Below are 23,260 nucleotides of genomic sequence, written 5' to 3' on the forward strand. Positions count from 1 at the left end.
CTTCCGGGTGCAAGTGTCAATCCAACAACGAAACCATCAGTAGAAAATGTCTTTGATACGGTAATACGTGCCCACCAGCGGCAGAAACCAGGGCTTGCCGGTATGCCCGGGAATCGCAGGCCACTCCGACTCGCGCCACGGGTTCTGGTCCTCGTGGCCGTCCATCACGTCGGCCATCACCTGGCCCATGTGCGTCGACATCTGCGTGCCGTGGCCGCTATAGCCCATCGAGAAATAGATGCCGTCGTGCTGCCCGGCGTGCGGCAGACGGTCGGCGCTCATATCCACCAGACCGCCCCAGCAATAGTCGATGCGCGCGCTTGCGAGCATCGGGAACATCGCGGCGAGGCCTTCCTGCAGGATGCGTCCGCTCTTTGCATCGGACGGGCGTTCGGACGCCGTGAAGCGCGCGCGGCCACCGAACAGCAAACGCGAGTCCGGCGTCACGCGGAAATAGTTGTGCATCAAACGCGTGGTCGTGTACGCGCGCCGGTTGGGGAACACTTGCGCCAGCAACTCGGGCGACAAGGGCTCGGTCACGACGATGAACGAACCGATCGGCGCGAGGCGCCGCCGATACCAGCCGAACGGACCGTGCCGCGACGGACCTGTCGCGATCAGCACCTGCCTTGCGCGCACTTCGCCGCGCGCCGTGGTGATCCGAAAGCCACTGCCGTCTTTCACGATGGCGGTGACCGCCGCGTTCTCGTACAGCTTTGCGCCGCGCCGCACCGCCGCCTCGGCGAGACCGACCGCGAACTTGCCCATGTGCATCTGGCCGCCGTGCCGTTGCAGCAGCCCGCCGTGAAAACTGTCGGACTGGATTTCGCTGCGAATTCGGCTGCGGTCGATTAGTTCGATATCCGTATCGACTTCACGGCGAATCGCTTCCGCGGTCTTCTCCAGATGCGCGAGGTGATGCGGCTTGGAGGCCAGTTTCAGCTTGCCGGTCGCGATGTAGTTGCAGTCGATGTTTTCCTCGCGGATCAGCCACTCGACCGTATCGACCGCATCTGAAAACGCGCGGTAGCAGGCGCTCGCGCGCTCCACACCGAGTTGCGCGACCAGCGCGACGAAGTCCTGCGCGACACCGGTATTGACCTGCCCGCCGTTGCGCCCGGACGCGCCGCCGCCGATGCGGCCGGCGTCGAGCACGGTCACCGCGGCGCCGCGCTTGCCCAGCGCCTGCGCCGCCGACAGCCCGGTGAAGCCACCGCCGATCACCACCACGTCGGTCTGGCCGTCGACCGGACCCTCGCACGCCGAAAGCAGGGGCGGTGCGGTGTCGAGCCAGTAGGAATCGAGCTTCATCCGGTCTGTCCTTGAGATGGGCAATGAGCGTGAAAAACCGGCGCTTACAGGCCGAGTTCCGAAGCCAGATGCGGAATGTCCTGGACCTCGTAGTACTGGTAATACGGCGTGGACGGTTCGTGGCCGCGGTTGACGAAGACCTTGTGCTTGATGCCCATGTCGTGCGCGGTCATCAGGTCGTAGCGCAGGCTCGACGATACGTGCAACACGTCTTCCGGATTGCAGTTGAGCTGGTCGAACATGTATTCGAAGCCTTGCATGCGCGGCTTGTACGACTGCGCCTGCTGGGCGGTGAACACCTTGTGGAACGGCGCGCCGAGCTTGTCGACGTTGCTCTGGATCTGGTCGTTCGAAGCGTTCGACAGAATCACCAGCTTGTACTTCTTCGCCAGACGAGCGACGCCTTCCGGCACGTCCGGATGCGGGCCCCAGGTCGGCACGGCTTCATAGATGCTCTGCGCACCCGCTTCGTTGAATTCGACGTTCACGCGCTTGCACGCGCGGCGCAGCGCATTCACCACTACGTCGCGATACGGCTTCCATGCACCGAGCACTTCATCGCGACGATAGCCCGCGTAAAACGCGACGAGCTTTTCGAGGTCTTCACCGCTCAGCAAGTGGCCGTACTGTTCGCGCGTCATGTCGGCCATGTGGAATTTCGTCAGCGTGCCGTAGCAGTCGAAGGTGATGTATTTCGGTTCGAATTCGATCATGGTGCAGTCCTATCGTGATGGTGAACCCGCTGTCGGAGTTCATTGGCGGAAACCGCTTTGCGTGAGACCGGAGCAACGCGTCAAAGCGCACGCCGGTCGACTAAACCTCAATTCCTGTTAAAGATTTAATCAGCGCAAAAACATAGATGTTCCTGATTAGTGCGCTGCTGGTGACACAAACATTGCGTTTTAACGCCGCTGACAGCACAGAATGCGGCGTTCGGGCCGAAAGCCTTATCCCGCCTGGATTTGCGGCCGGTGCGCGAGGCGTGCATCGCGCGTTCAGGCGCGCAACTCGATCAGCACGCTTTCGAACCGCGGGCTGGCCTCGTAAGCGTGGCGGCCGGGATTCTTGCCGCCGCCGAAGCGCAGCGTCGCGCCCGGCTTCAACACGGCGAAGGTCTCGCCGATGCGCTCGGCCAGCGGTTCGGCAAGACTTTGCTCGACGTCGTCCGGATTGAAGCTGTCCATGAGCAAGGTTTCCTGGGTGACTGGCCGGTGGTCCGCGCGGTGCGTTTCGTGAATGCTTGCGCCATGACAAAATCGTAGAGCCGCGGGCCTGACATATATCGCCGACAAAATTCGCCTCGCAGCAGAAGTTACCTGTAATGCGCACCCAGACCTGGCGTTTTGCATCGAATTTCGATGCGGCCCTGTCCGTGGGCCTCGATAAAAAGATCGTCCTAGTCACACCGCGCACCGGATGACACAGTGACGGCGTAAGCCTTCAGTCAATCAGGGAGTACGGCGTGTCCGATTCGATTACCTATAGACGCTTCACCCTCGACGACATTCCCGCCGCGCACGCGTTGACGGTCGAACTCAAATGGCCGCATCGCGCGGACGACTGGAGATTCGTCCTCCAGCTGGGCGTGGGTTTCGTCGCGGAAGACGCGAGCGGCGTGATCGGCACGGCCCTATGCTGGAAATACGGCGCACAGCGCGCCTCGCTCGGCATGGTGATCGTGTCGCCGCAAAGCCAGGGGCGCGGCATCGGCACAAAGCTGATGGAACTGGTGCTGGAAGAACTGGGCGGCCGGGTTACGTTCCTGCACGCCACCACCGCCGGCCAGCCGCTTTATGAAAAGCTCGGCTTTCGTGCCGCGGGCACGCTCGACCAGCATCAGGGCGCGGCGTTTCAGCCGCCGCTCGTATCGCTGCCGCCGGGCGAGCGCTTGCGCCCGCTCGGTTCGAGCGATACGGCGCGCCTGGTCGAACTGGCGTCACGGGCCAGCGGTCTGGATCGCGGCGAAGTCTTGCCCGCGCTGCTGGACACCGCCGATGGCATCGCGCTCGACCGCGATGGCGAACTGATCGGCTTCGCGCTGTTCCGCCGCTTCGGCCGCGGCTTTGCGATCGGTCCGGTGGTCGCGGCCGCCTCGGAGGATTCGAGCCGCGCCAAGGCGCTCATCAGCCACTGGCTCGCGCTGAACGAGGGCGTGTTCGTCCGCGTCGATACGCCCAGCGATAGCGGTCTCACGGAGTGGCTGGAAGAGTTGGGCTTGCCGCGCGTGGACACGGTCGTCAGAATGGTCCGCAACGCCACGCCGGGCGAGCCCGCGAGCGCCGGTCAGGACTCGCATTACCTGCAATACGGCATCATCAACCAGGCAATCTTCTGACCGACATGGCCTTCCTCTATAAAGCCGATCCGGCGCGCGGCGCGCAGTGGGCGAAACTCTTCGCGCAGAAAGCGCCTGAGCTGCCGTTCCATATCTGGCCCGATCTCGGCGACCCGGCCGCGATCCGTTATCTCGCCGCCTGGCAGCCGCCCGAAGATCCCACGCGCACCTTCCCTAATCTGGAAGTCGTGTTCTCGGTCGGCGCGGGAATCGATCAGTTCGATCTGTCGGGCGTGCCGGAGCATGTGCCCGTCGTGCGCATGATCGAGCCGGGAATTGTCGAAGGCATGGTCGAGTACGTCACGCAGGCCGTGCTGACGATTCATCGCGATCTGTTCGACTACGGCCTTCAGCAACAGCAGCAAGTCTGGCGCGAGTTGCCGCTCAAACCGGCGAGTCAACGCCGCGTGGGCGTGCTCGGGCTGGGTGTGTTGGGCACGGCCGTGCTGGAGCGGTTGCGGTTGTTCGGCTTCGACTGTGCGGGATGGAGCCGTTCGGGCCGCGAGATAGAAGGCGTGACCTGTTATGCGGGCGAAGACGCGCTGGATGCGTTTCTCGCGCGCACCGATATCCTGATCTGCCTGCTGCCGCTCACGCCCGCCACGCGCGGGCTACTCGGCGCGGAGTTGTTCGCGAAGCTGCCGCGCGGCGCGTCGCTGATTCAAACCGGTCGCGGTCCGCATCTGAATCAGCAGGATCTGCTGGCGGCGCTCGCGAGCGGCCAGTTGCACAACGCCATTCTCGACGTGACCGATCCCGAGCCATTGCCCGCTGGTCATGCGTTGTGGACACATCCACGCGTGCGCATCACGCCGCATATCGCCAGCGCGACGCGGCCCGAAACCGCCGTTGAAGTCGTGCTGGAGAATCTGCGCCGCCATCGCGAAGGCATGCCGATGGTCGGTCAGATCGACCGCGCGCAAGGCTATTGAGGGCAGTACCGCATGAAACGCCCGCGCGGTGGTGCTTTTCAGCGTCCGCAGCAGAAAATGCCAAGACAGCGCACCAAAACGCGTCGTGCGAGCTTTTCCGGCAATTGTTTAGGTAAGCGGGCGATCGCCGCTGATCAGTAGTATGGAACGGTCAACAGCCCCTTCCGCGACGAGATACCCATCATGCCGATTCAATCGCTCATCGAAGCCGACCGTAAGCATCTGATTCACCCGGTCATCAACTACCGCGCGCACGAAGCACGCGGCGTCACCGTCCTCGAATCCGCCAGCGGCGCGTTTCTGCGTGACGCGGCCGGCAACGAATTGCTCGACGCGTTTTCCGGACTCTGGTGCGTGAACGTGGGTTACGGCCAGCAGAGCATTGTCGACGCCGCTGCCGCGCAGATGCAGAAACTGCCCTACGCGACCGGCTATTTCCATTTCGGCTCGGAACCGGCCATCGAACTCGCGCAGAAGCTGGTCGAAGTGTCGCCCGCGTCGCTGCAACACGTGTACTTCACACTCGGCGGGTCCGACGCGGTCGATTCGGCGCTGCGCTTCATCACGCATTACTTCAACGCCACGGGGCGGCCGTCGAAGAAGCACATCATCGCGCTGCAACGCGGCTATCACGGCTCCTCGACGACCGGTGCCGGTCTTACCGCTCTGCCCGCGTTCCATCGCAACTTCGATCTGCCGCTGCCGAACCAGCATCATCTGCCGTCGCCGTACGCCTACCGCAGCGATTTCGCCGACGACGCCGCGCTGATCGCCGCCTCGGTCGCAGCGCTCGAAGCAAAGGTGACCGAGCTTGGCGCCGACAACGTCGCCGCGTTCTTCTGCGAACCGATCCAGGGCTCGGGCGGCGTGATCGTACCGCCGGTCGGCTGGCTCAAGGCCATGCGTGAAAGTTGCCGTAAGCTGGGCATTCTGTTCGTCGCCGATGAAGTCATCACCGGTTTCGGCCGCACGGGTCCGCTGTTTGCCTGCCAGGGCGAAAACGTCGAACCGGATCTGATGACGGTCGCCAAAGGCCTGACGGCAGGCTATGCGCCGATGGGCGCCGTGCTGATGTCGGACGAAATCTATCAGGGCATCGCTGACGGCGACGCCGAAGCCGTGGTCGGCCATGGCCATACGTATTCGGCGCATCCGGTGAGCGCGGCGATCGGCCTCGAAGTGCTGCGCCTCTATCACGAAGGCGGCCTGCTCGCGAACGGTGTGGCGCGTGCGCCGCGTTTCGCGCGCGGCCTCGACGCCCTGCTCGCGCATCCGCTGGTGGGTGACTCGCGGCATCGCGGCCTGCTCGGCGCGCTCGAACTGGTCACCGACAAGGACAGCAAGGCAGGCTTCGACCCGGCGTTGAAACTGTCCGAACGGATCGCCGCCGCCGCGTATGAAAACCGCCTGATTTTCCGTGCGTTCGGCGACAACATCCTCGGCTTCGCACCGGCGCTTTCGTACACCGAGGCCGAGTTCGATCTGATGTTCGAACGGCTCGAAAAGACCCTCGACGACGTTCTCGCACAAGCCGATGTGCGCGCCGCGTTGAAGGTCAAAACTCATGCCACTGCATGCTAGAGTAGAGGGCCATCCCAGCCCCCACCACGATCGCCGGAGCGACAACGTTACGATGAGCAGCGACTGCAAGCTAGACCGGATTGACCTGCGCATACTTTCCCAGTTGCAGAAGAAAGGCCGCATAACCAACGTCGAGCTTGCCGACGCGGTCGGGCTGTCGCCCAGTCCTTGCCTGATCCGCGTCAAGCGTCTGGAGAAAGCCGGCTACATCATCGGCTACGGTGCGCAGATCCAGCTCGAAAAGCTCGGCGACGTGCAAATCGTGTTCACCGAAGTCACGCTCGCCGATCATCGGCGGGAAGACTTCATCAAGTTCGTGAATGCGATTCGCGACGTCGACGAGATTGTCGAGTGCCATCTGGCGAGCGGCGGTTATGACTATCTGCTGAAGTTCGTCACGCGCAGCGTGAGCCACTACCAGAGCATCGTGGAAGGGCTACTGGAACGCGATATCGGCATCGAGAAGTACTTCAGCTACGTGATCATCAAGTCGCCGTTCGTGAAGAGCCATTACCCGCTCGAAACGCTGTTCTCGCAGAATCATCACTAGGCATTGCTTTGTTGTGACCGGCCGGATCTTGCCGTCGTTCAGCGTGCAGTATTCAACGTTCGGCAATGCCGGCCATGTTCGCGCCGGCCGTATCGTCGCCCGGCGCATTGCCTTGCGCGAATTCCTCGCTCAAAAAGTCCACGCAAACGCGCACCTTCGCCGACTGTGCGAGGCGCGCCGGATACACCGCCCACAGGTTCGCCGGTTGCGTGACCTCGGGCAACACCTGCCGCAACTGACCGCTTTCGAGCAGCGGCCGCACATCCCACATGGAACGCAGCACGATGCCGCGTCCGGCCAGCGCCCACTCCACCGCCACTTCGCCATGATTAGTCGACAACGGTCCCGTGACCTTGATCGACACGGTCTCGCCGCGCACCGTCAAACGCCACAGACCGAACGGATGGTCGCGCTCCTTGATCGCGAGACACGCATGCGAGGACAGCTCGGCAAGCTGGCGCGGCGCGCCACGCCGCGCGATGTAATCGGGCGACGCGCACAACACGCGATGATTCGACGCGAGCCGCCGCGCGATCAGATGCGGCGCGATCTCGTCACCGATCCGCACGTCCAGGTCGAAGCCCTCGCCGCCGACATCGACGAGGCGGTCGAACAGATCGAGTCGCACGCTCAGTTGCGGATAGCGCTCGGAAAAGCGCGCGAGCGCGGGCGCGACGAAGCGCCGGCCAAAGCCGAAGCTGCTGGAAATGCGCAGCTTGCCGCCGGGAATGCGGCGCGTGGTGGAGACGTCTTCCACGAGCTGATCGACATCGTCGAGAATCTTTTCGGCCCACGTGTAGACGCGCTCACCGGCTTCCGTGATCGCGACGCGGCGCGTGGAACGGTGCAATAAACGCGTACCGAGCGTAGTCTCAAGCACGTTGATGCGTTTGCTGACATACGCCGCGGACACCGACAAGGCCTCCGCCGCCGCGCTGAAACTGGACTTGCGCGCCACTTCGCAAAACACGCGCAAATCGCCGAGATCGGGTGAGGGGACGGCGGTCATGGGTCGATTGCTCGCACCTGAGTTTGTACACGAATCGTGCACAGTGACTTAACTAAAGCGACTATTTTAGTCTGAAACAGCAGGAATAAAATAGCCGTTATCGAATCGTCCAGAAGCCCCAACAGACCCAAGCGGAGGAGCACAACATGTCGAAGAAATATCGGATCGCAGTCATTCCCGGCGACGGCATCGGCGTTGAAGTCATGCCGGAAGCCATCCGCGTGCTGGAGGCGGTGAAAACGCGCTTCGGCATCGAGCTGGAGTATCAGCACATTGAATGGGCGAGCTGCGAGTACTACGCGAAGCACGGCAAGATGATGCCGGACGACTGGAAAGCGCAACTGCAATCGGCCGACGCGATCCTGTTCGGCGCGGTCGGCTGGCCCGACACGGTGCCCGACCATATCTCCCTGTGGGGGTCGCTGCTCAAGTTCCGCCGCGAATTCGACCAGTACATCAATCTGCGCCCGGCGCGCCTCTTTGCCGGCGTGCCTTCGCCGCTCGCCGGCCGCAAGGCGGGCGACATCGACTTCTGGATCGTGCGTGAAAACACCGAGGGCGAGTACTCGTCGGTGGGCGGCGTGATGTTCGAAGGCACGGAGCGCGAATTCGTGCTGCAGGAATCCGTGTTCACGCGGCACGGCAGCGAGCGCGTGCTGAAGTTCGCGTTCGATCTCGCGCAACGGCGCGAGCGCAAGAAGATCACCGTGGCCACCAAGAGCAACGGCATCGCGATCAGCATGCCGTGGTGGGACAAGGTTGCGGCCGGCATCGCGGCGCAGTATCCGGACGTGGCGTGGGACAAGCAGCACATCGACATTCTGTGCGCGCGCTTCGTGCTGAGCCCGGATCGCTTCGACGTGGTGGTGGCCACCAATCTGTTCGGCGACATCCTGTCGGATCTCGGCCCTGCGTGCACCGGCACGATCGGTCTCGCGCCGTCGGGCAATCTGAATCCGGACCGCAAATTTCCGTCGCTGTTCGAACCCGTGCACGGATCGGCGCCGGACATCGCCGGCAAGAACATCGCCAATCCGATCGCGATGATCTGGTCGGCCGCGATGATGCTCGACTTCCTCGGCAACCACGAGGGCAAGGAGCGCGAGGCGCACGACGCGATCCTCGCCGCCATCGAAGCAACGCTGGTGGAAGGCCCGCATACCGGCGACCTCGGCGGCAAGGCGAACACCACCGAAGTCGGCCAGGCGATTGCGGCAAAACTCGCCTGAGTCTTTCGTTTACTTTCTGCCAGGACAACTCGCATGAGCATGGAAGCCTACCCCATCGAAGTCGAATTCCCCGATATCTCGGCGCACGAACAATCGGCGTCCGGCATCGCTTACGTGCATACGTACGATTCGGGCGCGCCGGGTCCGCATGTCATGATCAACGCGCTGACGCACGGCAATGAAGTGTGCGGCGCGATCGTCGTCGACGAATTGCTGCGCCGTGAGTTGCGGCCGCGGCGCGGGCGTCTCACGCTGGCGTTCGCCAACGTCGACGCTTACCGGAGTTTCGATCCCGCGCAGCCGGACGCGGCCCGCTTCGTCGATCAGGACTTCAACCGCGTGTGGACCGCCGCGATGCTCGACGACACCTCGCGCACGTCCAGTGAACTGGAACGCGCGCGCGCGATGCGACCGGTGATCGACGCTGTCGACGCCCTGCTCGATCTGCATTCCATGCACGAGAAGAGCAAGCCGCTGATCGTGGCGGGACCGCTGCAAAAAGGCATCGATCTCGCCGTGCGGCTCGGCACGCCGGCCACCGTGATCTGCGACGAAGGCCATCCGGAAGGCCGCCGCATGCGCGACTACGAAGGTTTCGGCGATGCGGCCAGTTCGAAGAACGCGCTGCTGATCGAATGCGGACAGCATTGGGAACAGAGCGCGGTTGCGGTCGCGCGCGACACCACCGCGCGCTTCCTGTTGCTCGCCGGCGTGATCGACGAAGCGGACCTGCCGGAAGGTTGGCTTGCTCCGCTGCCGCCGGTACAGCACATTGTCCGCGTGACGCAGCCGGTGGTGGCCACTAGCATGGATTTTCGTTTTGCGGCGCCGTACACGGGTCTCGAGATCTTCGCCGAGGCCGGCGCCGTGATCGGCTGGTCCAACGGCGAGCCGGTCACCACGCCCTACGACAACTGCATGCTCGTCATGCCTTCGCTGCGGCAACTGCGGCCCGGCGTGACCGTCGTCCGGTTAGGCAAGATCGAGCAGACCGTGACGAACAGCCAAGCCAGCGGCCAATAAAGCGGCCCGTGCACACTCAAAAGGTAACGTGAAGATGAAGGTACAGCAGCTCAAGCAAAGCGTGAATCTGCAGAATCTCGAAGACTGGGGCAAGGTGGGATTGCCCGGTACGACGCCAATTCAGGTGTCGGGCGTGCAACGCGTTATCAAGGGCAGCGAAGCCGTCGATACCGGCATCTTCGAATGCACCGCCGGCACCTATCGCCGCTCGATCAAGCAGGCCGAGGTGATGCACTTCATTGCGGGACGCGGACGCTTCACGCCCGATAACGAAGAGACCATTCACTTTCAGAGCGGCGATACGCTCTTTTTCGAAGCTAATACAGAAGGGCTCTGGGAAGTCGAAGAGACGATGCGCAAGGTCTACGTCATCTTCTGAACGCCGCGTCATAAGTTGCACCGAGGGGCGGCCTCCACCGCGCCAAACCGCTAAGGCCGGCGCTCCGCCCCTCTCTTGCCCTCCTCCCTGCGCGCGCCTCGACCATTCGGGTCAGTCGCGCCGCCTCCCAGCGCTCCCCGCTTTCCCATGCACGTCCGCGGCAGCGTCGGGTAATCCCGCGTTGCTCCCATGTTGCCGTCTTACTTACAATTCAGCTTCGTTCGCACATAGAATCTACGTTCTTATTATGAACATTTACGCGTTGTGGCCATTACCTGCGGTCTCTGCGGCGTAGTCGGTTCGCCGCGGCATGGGCGTCGCACGACTTCTAAAACGGCGTCCGATCGTATAAAAAGAAAAGGCTCGTTCCCGCGAGCCTTTGCTTATCCGGCAGTGAGGAGACCATCATGAACCGCAGCACGGCTGTGAACGTTCAAGCATTTATCAACGAACATCCCTTTTCGCCGTTCCAATGGCTCGTGTTCTCCATGTGTTTCATCATCGTCCTGCTGGACGGTTTCGACACGGCCGCGATTGGCTTCATTGCGCCTTCGCTGATCGCTGAATGGGGCATCACCAGACCGGCGCTCGCGCCCGTGCTGAGCGCGGCGCTGTTCGGCCTCGCCTGCGGCGCGCTCGGCTCGGGACCGCTGTCCGACCGGCTCGGGCGACGTTCCTTGCTGCTCGGCTCCGTGCTGCTGTTCGGCGTGGCATGCCTCGGCTCCGCCTTCTCGACCAGCATCGAACAACTGACGACACTGCGCTTCATCACCGGCGTCGGTCTCGGCGCGGCCATGCCGAACGCCGTGACGATGATGGGCGAATACTGCCCGGACCGGCGCCGCGCGACGGTGATCAACCTGATGTTTTGCGGTTTCCCCCTCGGCGCCGCGTTCGGCGGGTTCCTCGCGGCGTGGATGATTCCGCATTTCGGCTGGCGCAGCGTGCTGCTGCTCGGCGGCATCACGCCGCTTCTGCTTCTGATCGTGCTGGCGATCAAGATGCCGGAATCGGTGCGCTACATGGTGGCCAATAACAAGCCGGTCGAACGGATTCGCGCGGCGCTCGCGCGCATTTCGAGCGAAGCTGCGCAAGCGGGCAGCTTCACCATGACCGAAACGGCGCCGCAAACCGGCGGCAAGGGTGCGGCGGTAGTGCTGTCGCGCTCGTACATCATCGGTTCGGTGATGCTGTGGATCACCTATTTCATGGGTCTCGTGATCTTCTACGCGTCGATCAACTGGATGCCGATCCTGCTGAAAGACGCCGGGCTCACGCCGCAACGCGCGACACTGATTTCCGCGCTGTTCCCGCTTGGCGGCGTGGGCGCCGTGCTGTGCGGCGTGCTGATGGACCGCTTCAACGCGAACCGGATCATCGCGGCCTGTTATGCGTTGACGGCCGTGAGCGTGTACTTCATCGGTCAGGCAGTGGGCAATGTGGGCGCGCTGGTGTTCATCGTGTTCGTCGCGGGCGTGCTGATGAATACCGCGCAGTCGTCGATGCCCGCCCTCGCCGCCGCGTTCTACCCGACCGAAGGCCGCGGCACCGGCGTGGCGTGGATGCTGGGCATTGGGCGCTTCGGCGGGATTGCCGGCTCGTTCCTCGTGGCCGAACTGACCCGTCGCCACTTTTCGTTCGCGGGCATCTTCGCCATGATCGCGGTGGCGGGTCTGATTTCGTGCGTGGCGTTGCTGATCAAGCAGGCGGCGCGGCCGCATGTGGCGAACGTGGGTGCGCCGAAGGCGGAATCGTTCGGGCATTGAGCGTGTGAGTCGAATGCGTACCTAATCGACTCAAATCATGAGTCGATTAGCTCCCCCGAGGCTGAACGGCCGGTTGCACGCGATTCTGAGGCCGGATTCGGCATAAAGCTGTTGTCCCTGACAGTGAAGGGTTCGTGACTTTCCCGATAAACTACGCGCTTGTTGACCCGTGCCCATCTACCACAGGATTCAGGGAATGAAACGCGTAGTCGTATCCGCGCTGCTTGCGGCGTGCCTCGCGCAGCCGGCCGTTCAAGCCGTTGCGCAAACCGTCAGCGATCAATGCTTTGCGATCGGCGATATCGCCGGACAGGTCGCCTCCTGGCGCGCGCACAAAAAGACCAAGGCGCAAGCGCTCGAGCAGGCGGCCAAGTACTACAACGATGCGGCTGACCGGCAGGCGGTCAGCGCCATCATCGAGAAGATCTACAGCCCGGACGCGCCGCGCATGACGCCGGATCAGGCCAGCATGGCGTTCACGTCGGATTGCGCGAACCGTAAGGCGCAGACGCCCACGCAATAGCGCCTGCCCTCGCCGTTGGCGCCTGGCTCTTGCCGCTAGCGTTTCCGAAATGCATCCAGCGACGTCAGCACGTTGCCGTGGAAATCGAACAACGTGTTGTTGTCCCACTGATCGCCGGCGCCGACTTTCCATCCGACGTTCGGCGTCGGAATCCATTCGGGCTCCCACCAGAACACGCCTTTGCCGTGGCCGTCCGGTATCGCCTTGACGACGTCCGTCAGCGCGCCGAGAAACTGTGCCTGTCCTGCCGGCGTCTGCGGATAAGTCGCGGTCCCCACGTTGGTCATCGAGTTCGGTTCGGAATCGCCGTCGCTGGTGGTCCACGGGTACGCCGTCTCGACGACCATCACGTCCTTGTCGTAGCGCGTCGCGAGATCGCTCGCGTTGTTCTGCAGGTCGCTTAGCGAGCCTTGCCACTGCGGGTAGTAGGACAGACCGATCACATCGAACGTGACGCCGCGCTGGGTCGCGCTGTCGAACCACCAGCGGCTCGTCGCGTTGTTGCCGCCGCTATCGAGATGCAGCATGACCTTGATGCGTTCATCAACCGATTTGACCGCATCGTGCCCCGCCTTCAGCAATTGCGCCAGGTTGTCCCACTGATCGTACTTGCCAAGCGGCCATAGCATGCCGCCCGTGATCTCGTTGCCCACCTGCACCCACTCGGGATGCACGCCGTCGCGCTTGAGCATGTTCAGCACATTCGACGTGTACTCCGACAGCAACGCACAGGTCTGCACGATGTCCTTGCCGGCCCACGCGTGCGGCGGATACTGCTTGCCCGGATCCGCCCACCAGTCGCTGTAATGGAAGTCGATCAGAACGCGCATGCCGAGCGCGGTGGCGCGGCGCGCGAGCACGCGCACATGTTCGGCATTGTTATAACCGGCCGCGGGACTTTGATCGGCCGGGAAAAAGTTCGGATTGCCAGGATCGTTCCAGACCTTGATACGAATCGAATCGATGCCGTGGCTTCTCAACAGCAGCAGACAGTCGTGCGGCACGCCGTGCTCATAGAACTTCGCGCCGTTTGCCTCCAGTTCGAGCAGCGTCGATATGTCCGCGCCTTTTGCAAAGTGACTGCTGCGACCTGAAGCTTGCAGTTCCGCAGCCAGCGCCGGCGCGCCGGGCGTTGCACCGACACCGGCGGCGGCCGCGGTAGACGCGAGCCAGCCGAGCATTTCTCTTCTGTTCATCTGTCATCCTCCGTCAATTGATGGGCGGCCCTTTTGAAGGCCGCCTGGTCCCAGGTTCAAGCGCCCTTCCACGCGCAAACGTCGCCCGTTCTCAGCAGCGCATTGCCGAGCACGAACGTCGCGTCAGCCGGCGCCGGTGCATGCACAGGCTTCGCGCCGAAATTGAACGCAAAGGTCAAATCGCCGCGCCGCCGAATGCGCAAGCCTTCCGCCAATAGCTGCGTCTCGATCCCGGCCTCGTGCGCCGCCTGCTGCAATACCGTGCGATGCAACGCATGCGACAACCAGCCCGCCACATAGCGAACCCTGCCGTGCGAGAGAATCGCCGGCCATGTGTCGTCGAATTGCGCGTCGACATGCGTGCCGCCATTGGCCCGCACGTGCTCGCGCCAATGCACCGCCACACCGTCCGTACCGTCGATCGACACTGCGGGCGCCAGCGTGGGCCGCAGCGTTTCGACTTCGAGCACTTGCATCGGCAGAACGCGTTGCAAGGCGCCGGGCGGCAGCGTGGACGGAATGGCGAAGCTGTCGGTTTTCGAGCCGCTGCGCGGGCCGAAAACCCATTGCGCCTGACTTCGCTCGATCTGATGAACCAGCGCGTCGTCGATCACGGCGATGCTCGGCACGACCACTAACGCATAGCCCGTCAGGTCCGCGCGGCTCGACACGATATCCACGTCGAGCCCGAGTTCGCGCAACGACTCGTAGTAGTCGAACGCCAGCGTCTGATAATCGAAGGTCTTGCCATGACGCTGAATCTCGAACATCCATTGCGTCTCATAGTCGAATACGAGCGCAACAGCCGCACGCGACGGCGCTTTGAGTTCCGATAGCGCGGCACAAGCGGCAATCTCGCGCGCCGCCTGCTGCACCTCGAGGCCGCCTGGCGACAGTTCGTTGTTCGGCAGATTGAGCCCCGAATGCATCTGCTCCTGCGCATACGGACACTGACGCCAGCGGAAATACGACACCAGTTCCGCGCCATGCGCGAAGGCCTCGTACGCCCACAACCGGACCATGCCTTTCGCCGGCACCGGATTCCACGGCGCCCAGTTGACTGGACCGGCTTGCTGCTCCATCACCCAGAAACGGCCGCCGCCGATCGCCCGATAGCGGTCATGGTCGAACGCGGAAACGTCGGGATGCGCGGTGCGCGCATAACGCGCTTTCTGCTCATCGGGCAGCGCGATCGATTCGGTGCGCGCGATCGGATAGCTGTCCCACGCGGCGACATCGAGCGCATTGTCCCTGGCGAAGCGGTAGTGATCGAAGGTCGTGAAAAAGCCCATGAAGTTGTGCAGCAAATCCGCAGTTGGCGCATGCTCGCGCAACACATCGATCTGCTCACGATGAAAACTCGCCACCTCGTCCGACACGAAGCGGCGGAAGTCGAGCAGATGAATCGGATTGGCGTCGGTGGGCGTGAGGTTCGGCAAGCCGATCGCCTCGAACGACGGATACTCCATGCTCCAGAACACGTTGCCCCACGCATCGTTGAGCGCCTCGACGGTTTCGTAGCGGCGCCGCAGCCATTGATGAAAGTGCGCGAGCGCCGCAGGCGAATAGCTGGGCACGGTATCGTGACAGCCGAGTTCGTTATCGGTCTGCCATGCGACGATGGAAGGATGACGTCCGTAGCGCTGCGCCATCGCCGTGACGAGTCGCACGCACTCGCGCCGATAGGTTTCGCTGGATATATCGTAGTGACGGCGTGACCCGAAATTCCAGCGCGTACCGTCGGCGCGCACCGGCAATACTTCGGGATATGCGTCGATCAGCCACTTCGGCGGCGACGCGCTCGGCGTACCGAGCACGAGCTTCAGGCCCGCAGCCGCCAGCGTGGCGACTGCTTCATCGAGCCATTCCCACTCGAATTCGCCGGCGCGCGGTTCCATCCGGCTCCACGCGAATTCGGCAATCCGCACGTGCGTGATGCCGAACTCGACCATACGTTTCGCGTCGTCGGCCCACATCGTGCGCGGCCATTGTTCCGGGTAGTAACAGACACCAAGTTGCATGAGAAAGTCTCGTTGTTAGATGACGTCGAACAGGCGTTCAGCCCTTGCTTGCGCCGAAAGTCAGACCGGCGACGAAATGCTTCTGCATCGCGAAGAACATCAGCACGGAAGGCAACGCGGCCAGCACCGAGCCCGCTGCGACCAGATTCCATGCGGTCGTCCACTGGCCCTTGAGCGCCGCGACGCCCACGGTGATGGGCGCGGCGCCGTCGCCTTGCGTGAGGCATAGTGCCCAGAAGTAGTCGTTCCACACGAAGGTGAACACCAGGATGCCGAGCGCGGCGAGCGCGGGACGGATCAGCGGCAGCACGATGCGCAGGTAGATGGTCCATTCGCTCGCGCCTTCCACGCGCGCGGCCTCGATCATTTCGAACGGCAACTGCTTGATGAAATTGCGCAGAAAGAGCGTGCAAAAGCCGGTCTGAAACGACACATGGAAAATCACCAGCGCCCACACGCTGTTGAAGAGTCCGACCTTCAACGCCATGTCGCGCACTGGGATCATCAGAATCTGGATCGGCACGAAATTGCCCGCAACGAACGCGAACAACACGGCTGTATTGCCTGGAAACCGATAGGTGGCTAAAGCAAAACCCGCCATCGATGCCAGCACAATCGCGCCGATCACCGAAGGCACCGTGATCAGCACGCTGTTGGCGAAGTAATGCAGCATCGGCGTTTGCGTCAGCGCGGCGCCATAGTTTTCGATCAGCGCGAAGTGTTTCGGCCAACCCCAGTAGTCGCCTTGCGAGAGCTCGTCGGAAGAGCGAATCGACGTGACGAGCACGGCCAGCATCGGCAGCAGCCATATCAGCAGCGCGACGGGCAGCGACGCTTTATAGAGCCTTCGGTTAAGCGGTTTCCAGCGTTCGACGGGAAGCGGATACATGACGCGTAACTCCTGGAGATCAGCGTTCTTCGCGCAGCATGCGGCGCAAATGGAACACGATGTAGACGAGCATGATGGCGAACAGCACGACGGCAATCGCCGCGGAATAGCCTTCGCGGTAGTACTTGATGGCCTGGTCGTACATGTAATAAGCGAGCACGGTGGAACTGTCGAACGGACCGCCGCCGCTCATCACCGCAATCAGGTCGAAGCTGCGCAGCGCACCGATCACCGTCAGCACCACGGCCATGAAGGTGGCCGGCCGCAACTGCGGCAGGATTACATGCCACAGCAGCTTCACGCCCTTGGCGCCTTCCATGCGCGCCGCCTCGACCACTTCCGGATTGATGCCGGTAAGGCCCGTGAGATACAGCACCATGCAGAACGGCGTTTGCGGCCACAGTGCGGCGAAGACGATGCCGAACGTCACCGTGTGCGGATCGCCGAGCACCGGAATGCCGTGGCCGACGATCAAACGCAGCAAGCCGAAGCCCGGGTCGTAGAACCAGCTGAACACGAGACCGACCACCACGCCGGAGAGCACGAACGGCGCGAAGAACAGCGACTTCACGACGCGCATGCCACGGATATGCTGGTTCAGATACAACGCGAACAGCAGGCCGAGCGGCGGCGCGAGCAGGAACATCGCGAGCCAGATGAGGTTGTTTTTCAGAGCCGTGTAAAACGTGTCGGCATGGAACAGCTCGACGTAGTTATCGAAACCCGCGAAGGTTTTCGGCGTCATGCCGTCCCAGTGATAAAAACTGAGTGAAATGCTGCTGATGATCGGATACACGACACACAGGCAAAACAACGCGCAACCCGGCAACAGGAAGAAAAACGCGGCGCGGTGCTGATGACGGCGCGTCGTCGAGACGTGACGGTGCGAAGCCGCGGGCAAGCGGCGCGCTGCGGAATGAGACATGGATCGGGCCTCGTTGAAAAGCGAAGGCGAATCGAAGACGAGCGCCGGCCGTTGCTACGCCGCCGGCGCTCCAGGGCTGACTTCTTTACTTCTGGTAGATGCGCTTGCGGGTCGCTTCGAGGCGCACGAGCACAGCGTCGAGTTGCGACGGATCGCTATAAAACTGCAGCATCGCTTTCATGCCTTCGTCAGCCATTTCCTTTTGCATGTCGCGATCGTAGAACTGCGCAATGCCGCCTTTAGTATTGGCGAGCGTCTGGAAGCCGACCTTGGAAATCGCGTCTTCGGGTTCCGCCGACTGGCTGTTCGACGGCAGTTGGCCCCAGCCCTTCGCGAGATCGGCGTTGATCTGCGGCTGTTCCATGAAGGCGAGCAGTTTGCGCGCATCGGCCTTGTTCTTCGCTTTCGCGGGAATCAGCAGCACATTGACCGGACCGTCTTCGGCCATCGGCACGTTGGCGTCGATCACCGGGAAACGGAAGAAGCCGGTTTGCGGTTTGAGGTTCGCCGGGATGCTCGCAGAGAAGAACGTGCCCATCAGCATCATCGACGCCTTGCCGTTCACGAGAAACGGCGCGATCGAATCGAGGTCGTAGGAGAGCGCGTTGTCGATGAAGTAGCGATCGTCGATCAGCGTTTTCCACGCGGCGTAGACCTTTTTCACGCGCGCGTCGGTGTACGGAATTTCGCCGGCCATCAATTGCTGGTGGAAGGCATTGCCGTTGATGCGCAGATCGAGATAGTCGAACCAGGCGGCGAGCGTCCAGCTATCACGCGCGGCCACGGCGATCGGCGCGACGCCACTGGCTTTCAGCTTCTTGCAGGCGTCGAGGAATTCATCCCACGTCTTCGGCTCGCTCTTGATGCCGGCTTTCTCGAACAGGTCCTTGCGATAGAAGAAACCGTATGCGTCGTAGCCGAGCGGCGCCGCATACTGCTTGCCCTTATACGTCGACGCTTCTTTCACCGACGCATACTGCTGCGTCCAGCCGTTCTTGCTCCAATCCGGCGACAGGTCTTCGAGCAACCCGCGTTGCGCGTAATACGCCATGCGCTCGCCGTCGTGCCACGAGACGACGTCAGGCGGATCGGTGGCGAGCCAGCCGCTCATCTGCACCTTGTACGCTTCTTCGGTAATGTAGGTCACTTTGAGATCGACATCGGGATTGCCTTTTTTGAACTTGTCGAACGCGTCTTGCCATGTCGAGCGTTGATTACCGCGCGCCGATACATTGACGTTGAGCGTGGCGGCGTCGACGGCGGCACAGCAGAGCGAGCCGGCAACCAGCGCGGCTGCGATCGACACGTGTGCAAGACGGCGAAGGCGAAGAGCAATCATCTTGTGTCTCCTTGATACCTTGTTGGCCGGCAGCGAACGGCTGCCGGCGATGTAACCCGCTCTGTGGCGGAATTCGGCTTTGATCAATCAGTGGGCGCTATCTGCGCTCATGAACGGAAACTCACGCGGCGGCCCGTTCGGGCTCGAACGCGCTTCGCCGCAATGCAATCCCATCCGCATCGAATAGATGGCACGCGGAAGGCGGAACGTGAATGGCGATGCGTTCGCCGGAGCCGATCGGCGTATCGCCCGCAGCCTTGGCGATCAGCGTGCCCGCTGCATGATCCGCGTGAATGTAGCTGTGTTCGCCGAGCCGTTCCGAGAGCACTGTCGTGCATTGAATGAATTGCCCGTCGCCGTCGAGGCGCAAATGTTCCGGCCGCACGCCGAGCGTGACCGGCTGGCCGCTTTGCAAGCGTTGACCGTCGACGTACGCGTTCAGACGCTCGCCGCTCCGGGTCAGCGTGACCGTTACGCTACCAGGCTCGATCGAATCGACCACGGCGTCGATAAAATTCATGCGCGGCGAACCGATGAAGCCCGCCACGAAGCGCGACTTAGGATGGTGATACAACTCGAGCGGCGCGCCACTCTGCGCGACGCTGCCAAAGCGCTCCGCATCCGCGCCGGCGTGCAGCAGCACGATGCGGTCGGCGAGCGTCATGGCTTCGACCTGGTCGTGGGTCACGTAGACCACGCTCGCGTTGGCGAAGCGCTGATGCAGCCGCGCGATTTCGACTCGCGTTTGGCCACGCAGCGCGGCGTCGAGATTCGACAGCGGCTCGTCGAACAGGAACACGCCAGGCTCGCGCACAATCGCGCGGCCGATTGCGACGCGCTGCCGCTGCCCGCCCGAAAGCGCCTTCGGAAAGCGCTGCAAATAATCATCCAGTTGCAGGATGCGCGCGGCTTCGCGCACCTTGCTGTCGATCACGTCCTTGGGTTGTTTCGCGAGCTTCAGTCCGAATGCCATGTTGTCGAACACGGTCATGTGCGGAAACAGCGCGTAGCTCTGGAACACCATCGCCACGCCGCGCGCGGCAGCGGGCACACCGTTCACGAGACGTCCGCCGATATGCAACTCGCCTTCGCTCAAATCTTCGAGACCGGCGATCATTCGCAGCAGGGTCGACTTACCGCAACCCGATGGGCCGAGAAAGACACAGAACTCGTGCTGCCCGATGTCCAGATTCACGCGCCGGATCACCGGCGGATGGTCACCGTACGACTTTTGCACGTTCGTCAAACGAATTGCCGCCATGTTGCCTCCTGTGGATTTAACCGCTTAAATTTCTCTGAAAAATAAGTGGCCAACCCTTGCGCGGCAGGCATTTAATCGCTTAAATTCGAGTTCGAGGGAAAAAGTCACGGTGGGTGTCTCCTGTGTGTTTTCCAGCAAGTTATCAACGTCGCCAGCGGCTTGCAACATTTGAATCACATTCCCTGAATATGGGATAACGAGAACATGGTCACTCTGTCCGAAGTCGCGAAACGCGCTCACGTCACCGCCGCCACCGTCTCCAACGTGCTGCGCAATCGCGAGAAGGTGCGCCCGGAAACGGCTGAGCGTGTGCTCAAGGCGATCGCCGATCTCGGCTACCGGCCCAACCTGAACGCACGCGCATTGGCCGAGGGCCGCTCGTCGACGCTCGCCTTGATGCTGTCGAATATTTCGAACCCGTTCTACCCCGAGTTCGTGCTGGCAGCCGAACGCGCCGCGCGCAAAGCCGGCCACTTCCTGATGGTTTGCAATACTGACGATGACGCCGAAATCGGCCGCGCGTATCTGAACCAGATCGCTGGCACGCTGGCCGACGGCGTGCTCGTCATGAACACGGACATCACGATCAACGACCTGTGCGCCTCCGCCACGCACAGCGCGCCGATTCTGCTGGCCATGTGGGAGCACCCGGAAGCGCCGCCCGCGCTGCCCTGCATCGCCGTTGACTTCGCGCGTGCGGGCGAACTGGCCGCACGGCATCTGCTCGAACTCGGCCACCGCGAAATCGGCCTCCTGATCGGCGACGGTTGCGGCGGCTTGCAGGATGCGCGCTCCAACGGCTTTCGCGCTGCAATGCGCGCCGCCGGCATCGAGACCGATGCGGCGGCGGTGCTGCAGATTCGCGACTCGATCGACGCCGGCTACGCCGCCTGCATGCAACTGATGGCGAACCGGCCGCACCTCACCGCGATCTTCGCGACCAACGACCTGCTCGCCATCGGCGCGGCACAGGCGCTGATCACGCTGGGCCGCGCGGTCCCGAACGACGTTTCGGTGATCGGCATTACGGATATTCAACTCGCTCATCAGGTTCACCCTGCCCTGACGACGGTCGCCATTCAGACCGCGGCGATCGCCGAGTTGTCGATCGAGAGTCTGATCCGGCTCATCCAGACGCCGAACCAGCAGCCATCGATGGTGCTCGCGCCGCCGCCCACTTTGGTGGTGCGCGCATCGACCGGGCCGCGGCGGCTGAAATGAATTTGCAGGGTGATCAGCAGAAAATGCTGTGATCGCCGCAAAAAAACGGCGTGCGCACCACCGGCGCCTCGATTGGCAATTTCATCGATTGCGGTAGAGGCGTAGCATCGATCCATCAATCGACGCGCGTACGCGGCCGCGTGCCTCGCTACGTCAAGGGCAACCTGAAGGAGCAACCGAATGTCTCTCGCATTGACACGCAATGAACTGATTCGCTCGCAGAACCTGATAGACGGAGCATGGACCGGCGCCGCCGACGGCGCCCGCTTTGCTGTCACCAACCCGGCCACCGGCGAGACGATCGTCGAAGTCGCCGACAGCGGCGCCGCTGACGCGCGTGCCGCCACCAACGCCGCAGCTAGCGCATTCCCCGCCTGGCGCGACAGGCTGCCGCGCGAGCGCGCCGAGATTCTGCGCCGCTGGCATGCGCTGATCGTCGCCAATACCGACGACCTCGCGAAGCTGATGTCGATGGAACAGGGCAAGCCGCTCGCGGAGGCCCGCGGCGAAGTCGCTTATGGCGCGTCGTACGTGGCCTGGTTCGCCGACGAAGCGACCCGCATCTACGGCGATCTGATTCCGCAGCAGCAGCGCGGCAAGCGCATGAGCGCGGTGAAGGAACCGGTCGGCGTGGTCGCGGCGATCACGCCGTGGAATTTCCCGCTGGCCATGATCGCCCGCAAGATCGCGCCCGCGCTCGCGGCGGGTTGCACCGTGGTCGCCAAACCCGCCGAAGACACGCCGCTCACCGCGCTCGCCCTCGCCGCGCTCGCTCAGGAAGCCGGTTTGCCGGACGGCGTGCTGAACATGCTGTCGGCGTCGCGTGAACAGGGCATTGCCGCCGTTGCCGACTGGCTCGCCGACGCACGGGTACGCAAGATCACCTTCACGGGTTCGACGCCGGTGGGCAAGCATCTCGCGCGTGAATCCGCGGGCACGCTGAAAAAGCTCTCGCTGGAGTTGGGCGGCAACGCGCCCTTCATCGTATTCGACGACGCCGATCTCGACGCCGCCGTTACCGGCCTGATGGCGGCGAAGTTCCGCAATGGCGGCCAGACCTGCGTGTGTCCGAATCGCGTCTATGTGCAGGCTGGTGTCTATGAGCGTTTCGCCGATCTGCTCGCGAAACGCGTCGGCGCGCTGAAAGTTGCGCCTGCAACCGACCCGCAAGCGCAAATCGGCCCGATGATCAACGAACGTGCGATCGAGAAAATCGCCCGTCACGTGGAAGACGCCGTCAAACATGGCGCGAAGGTGCTGGTGGGCGGCAGGCGCCTGACGGAACTCGGACCGAACTACTACGCGCCGACCGTGCTGACGGACACGAAGGACGGCATGCTCGTCTGCTGCGAAGAGACCTTCGGCCCGGTTGCGCCGCTGTTCCGTTTCGACGATGAAGCCGAAGCGATCCGTCTCTCCAACGACACGCCGTTCGGCCTCGCCGCCTACTTCTATACGCAGGACGTGCGGCGTATCAACCGCGTGGCCGCGCAACTCGAAGCGGGCGTGATCGGCATCAATGAAGGCGCGGTGTCGAGCGAAGCGGCGCCGTTCGGCGGCGTAAAGGAATCGGGCTATGGCCGCGAAGGGTCGAAGTATGGGCTCGACGATTACATGTCGATCAAGTACATGTGCCAGGGCGGGCTGGATTGACGAGCCGCCCTCCCGCTAGAGCGAGCCTGTCAGATTTTCTGTGTGCCGAGGTCATGAGACGATAACGGAAATAACGTCCTATGACCGAAGCAACCGTGACAAAGAAGAACAGGAACC

General features: G+C 62.7%; 21 protein-coding genes. 11 read left to right on the forward strand and 10 right to left on the reverse strand.

Annotated features, from left to right (window positions below):
• Positions 1–36: 36 nt before the first annotated feature.
• The 3 genes from B0G73_RS17305 to B0G73_RS17315 form a co-directional block, all read right to left on the reverse strand.
• The gene (locus tag B0G73_RS17305; protein ID WP_106282522.1) at positions 37–1,311 is read right to left on the reverse strand and encodes an FAD-binding oxidoreductase; all 1,275 of its coding nucleotides are present in this window, start codon (positions 1,309–1,311) and stop codon (positions 37–39) included.
• A gap of 44 nt (positions 1,312–1,355) precedes the next feature.
• Positions 1,356–2,024, reverse strand: a complete 669-nt coding sequence (locus tag B0G73_RS17310; RefSeq protein ID WP_106282523.1) for a haloacid dehalogenase type II — start codon at positions 2,022–2,024, stop codon at positions 1,356–1,358.
• A gap of 282 nt (positions 2,025–2,306) precedes the next feature.
• On the reverse strand, positions 2,307–2,495 hold the full coding sequence (locus B0G73_RS17315) for a hypothetical protein (protein WP_106282524.1): 189 nt from the start codon (positions 2,493–2,495) through the stop codon (positions 2,307–2,309).
• A 278-nt stretch (positions 2,496–2,773) separates the two neighbouring features.
• On the opposite strand from B0G73_RS17315, the gene B0G73_RS17320 reads away from it, so the two are divergent.
• The 4 genes from B0G73_RS17320 (at position 2,774) to B0G73_RS17335 (ending at position 6,709) form a co-directional block, all read left to right on the forward strand.
• Entirely contained in the window at positions 2,774–3,646 is an 873-nt protein-coding gene (locus B0G73_RS17320; RefSeq protein ID WP_106282525.1) for a GNAT family N-acetyltransferase, read from the forward strand.
• Positions 3,647–3,651: 5 nt separating this feature from the next.
• Entirely contained in the window at positions 3,652–4,578 is a 927-nt protein-coding gene (locus B0G73_RS17325) for a glyoxylate/hydroxypyruvate reductase A (RefSeq protein ID WP_106282526.1), read from the forward strand.
• Between the two features lie 183 nt (positions 4,579–4,761).
• Positions 4,762–6,159 (forward strand): aspartate aminotransferase family protein, encoded by a 1,398-nt coding sequence (locus tag B0G73_RS17330; protein ID WP_106282527.1) that lies wholly within the window; start codon positions 4,762–4,764, stop codon positions 6,157–6,159.
• 52 nt (positions 6,160–6,211) lie between these two features.
• Positions 6,212–6,709 (forward strand): Lrp/AsnC family transcriptional regulator, encoded by a 498-nt coding sequence (locus B0G73_RS17335; RefSeq protein WP_011491802.1) that lies wholly within the window; start codon positions 6,212–6,214, stop codon positions 6,707–6,709.
• 52 nt (positions 6,710–6,761) lie between these two features.
• On the opposite strand, the gene B0G73_RS17340 is transcribed toward B0G73_RS17335, so the two are convergent.
• On the reverse strand, positions 6,762–7,718 hold the full coding sequence (locus tag B0G73_RS17340; protein ID WP_106282528.1) for a LysR substrate-binding domain-containing protein: 957 nt from the start codon (positions 7,716–7,718) through the stop codon (positions 6,762–6,764).
• 146 nt (positions 7,719–7,864) lie between these two features.
• On the opposite strand from B0G73_RS17340, the gene B0G73_RS17345 reads away from it, so the two are divergent.
• From B0G73_RS17345 to B0G73_RS17365, 5 genes are all read left to right on the forward strand, one after another.
• Positions 7,865–8,947 carry a tartrate dehydrogenase gene (locus B0G73_RS17345; protein WP_106282529.1) on the forward strand — a complete coding sequence of 361 codons (1,083 nt, stop codon included), beginning with the start codon at positions 7,865–7,867 and terminating at the stop codon, positions 8,945–8,947.
• A 33-nt stretch (positions 8,948–8,980) separates the two neighbouring features.
• Positions 8,981–9,970 carry a succinylglutamate desuccinylase/aspartoacylase family protein gene (locus B0G73_RS17350; RefSeq protein WP_106282530.1) on the forward strand — a complete coding sequence of 330 codons (990 nt, stop codon included), beginning with the start codon at positions 8,981–8,983 and terminating at the stop codon, positions 9,968–9,970.
• Positions 9,971–10,004: 34 nt separating this feature from the next.
• Entirely contained in the window at positions 10,005–10,349 is a 345-nt protein-coding gene (locus tag B0G73_RS17355) for a cupin domain-containing protein (protein WP_106282531.1), read from the forward strand.
• Positions 10,350–10,756: 407 nt separating this feature from the next.
• Positions 10,757–12,115 (forward strand): MFS transporter, encoded by a 1,359-nt coding sequence (locus tag B0G73_RS17360; RefSeq protein WP_106282532.1) that lies wholly within the window; start codon positions 10,757–10,759, stop codon positions 12,113–12,115.
• Positions 12,116–12,311: 196 nt separating this feature from the next.
• On the forward strand, positions 12,312–12,638 hold the full coding sequence (locus B0G73_RS17365; protein WP_106282533.1) for a hypothetical protein: 327 nt from the start codon (positions 12,312–12,314) through the stop codon (positions 12,636–12,638).
• Positions 12,639–12,673: 35 nt separating this feature from the next.
• Here the strand turns inward: B0G73_RS17365 and B0G73_RS17370 are convergent, their stop codons facing one another.
• From B0G73_RS17370 to B0G73_RS17395, 6 genes are all read right to left on the reverse strand, one after another.
• Positions 12,674–13,834: an arabinogalactan endo-1,4-beta-galactosidase gene (locus B0G73_RS17370; protein WP_106282534.1), complete on the reverse strand. Its 1,161-nt coding sequence runs from the start codon at positions 13,832–13,834 to the stop codon at positions 12,674–12,676.
• A gap of 56 nt (positions 13,835–13,890) precedes the next feature.
• Positions 13,891–15,855, reverse strand: coding sequence for a beta-galactosidase (locus B0G73_RS17375; protein WP_106282535.1), 1,965 nt, complete (start codon positions 15,853–15,855; stop codon positions 13,891–13,893).
• A gap of 37 nt (positions 15,856–15,892) precedes the next feature.
• Positions 15,893–16,744 carry a carbohydrate ABC transporter permease gene (locus B0G73_RS17380; protein ID WP_106282536.1) on the reverse strand — a complete coding sequence of 284 codons (852 nt, stop codon included), beginning with the start codon at positions 16,742–16,744 and terminating at the stop codon, positions 15,893–15,895.
• A gap of 19 nt (positions 16,745–16,763) precedes the next feature.
• Positions 16,764–17,669 carry a carbohydrate ABC transporter permease gene (locus B0G73_RS17385; protein ID WP_106282537.1) on the reverse strand — a complete coding sequence of 302 codons (906 nt, stop codon included), beginning with the start codon at positions 17,667–17,669 and terminating at the stop codon, positions 16,764–16,766.
• An 85-nt stretch (positions 17,670–17,754) separates the two neighbouring features.
• Entirely contained in the window at positions 17,755–19,008 is a 1,254-nt protein-coding gene (locus B0G73_RS17390; RefSeq protein ID WP_106282538.1) for an ABC transporter substrate-binding protein, read from the reverse strand.
• A gap of 121 nt (positions 19,009–19,129) precedes the next feature.
• Positions 19,130–20,269, reverse strand: a complete 1,140-nt coding sequence (locus tag B0G73_RS17395; RefSeq protein ID WP_106282539.1) for an ABC transporter ATP-binding protein — start codon at positions 20,267–20,269, stop codon at positions 19,130–19,132.
• 204 nt (positions 20,270–20,473) lie between these two features.
• On the opposite strand from B0G73_RS17395, the gene B0G73_RS17400 reads away from it, so the two are divergent.
• Both B0G73_RS17400 and B0G73_RS17405 read left to right on the forward strand, forming a co-directional pair.
• Positions 20,474–21,490, forward strand: coding sequence for a LacI family DNA-binding transcriptional regulator (locus tag B0G73_RS17400; RefSeq protein ID WP_106282540.1), 1,017 nt, complete (start codon positions 20,474–20,476; stop codon positions 21,488–21,490).
• Positions 21,491–21,670: 180 nt separating this feature from the next.
• Positions 21,671–23,143 (forward strand): NAD-dependent succinate-semialdehyde dehydrogenase, encoded by a 1,473-nt coding sequence (locus B0G73_RS17405; RefSeq protein WP_106282541.1) that lies wholly within the window; start codon positions 21,671–21,673, stop codon positions 23,141–23,143.
• The last annotated feature ends 117 nt before the right edge of the window (positions 23,144–23,260 follow it).

Origin of the sequence: Paraburkholderia sp. BL25I1N1, assembly GCF_003002025.1 — a bacterium.
Lineage (GTDB): Bacteria > Pseudomonadota > Gammaproteobacteria > Burkholderiales > Burkholderiaceae > Paraburkholderia.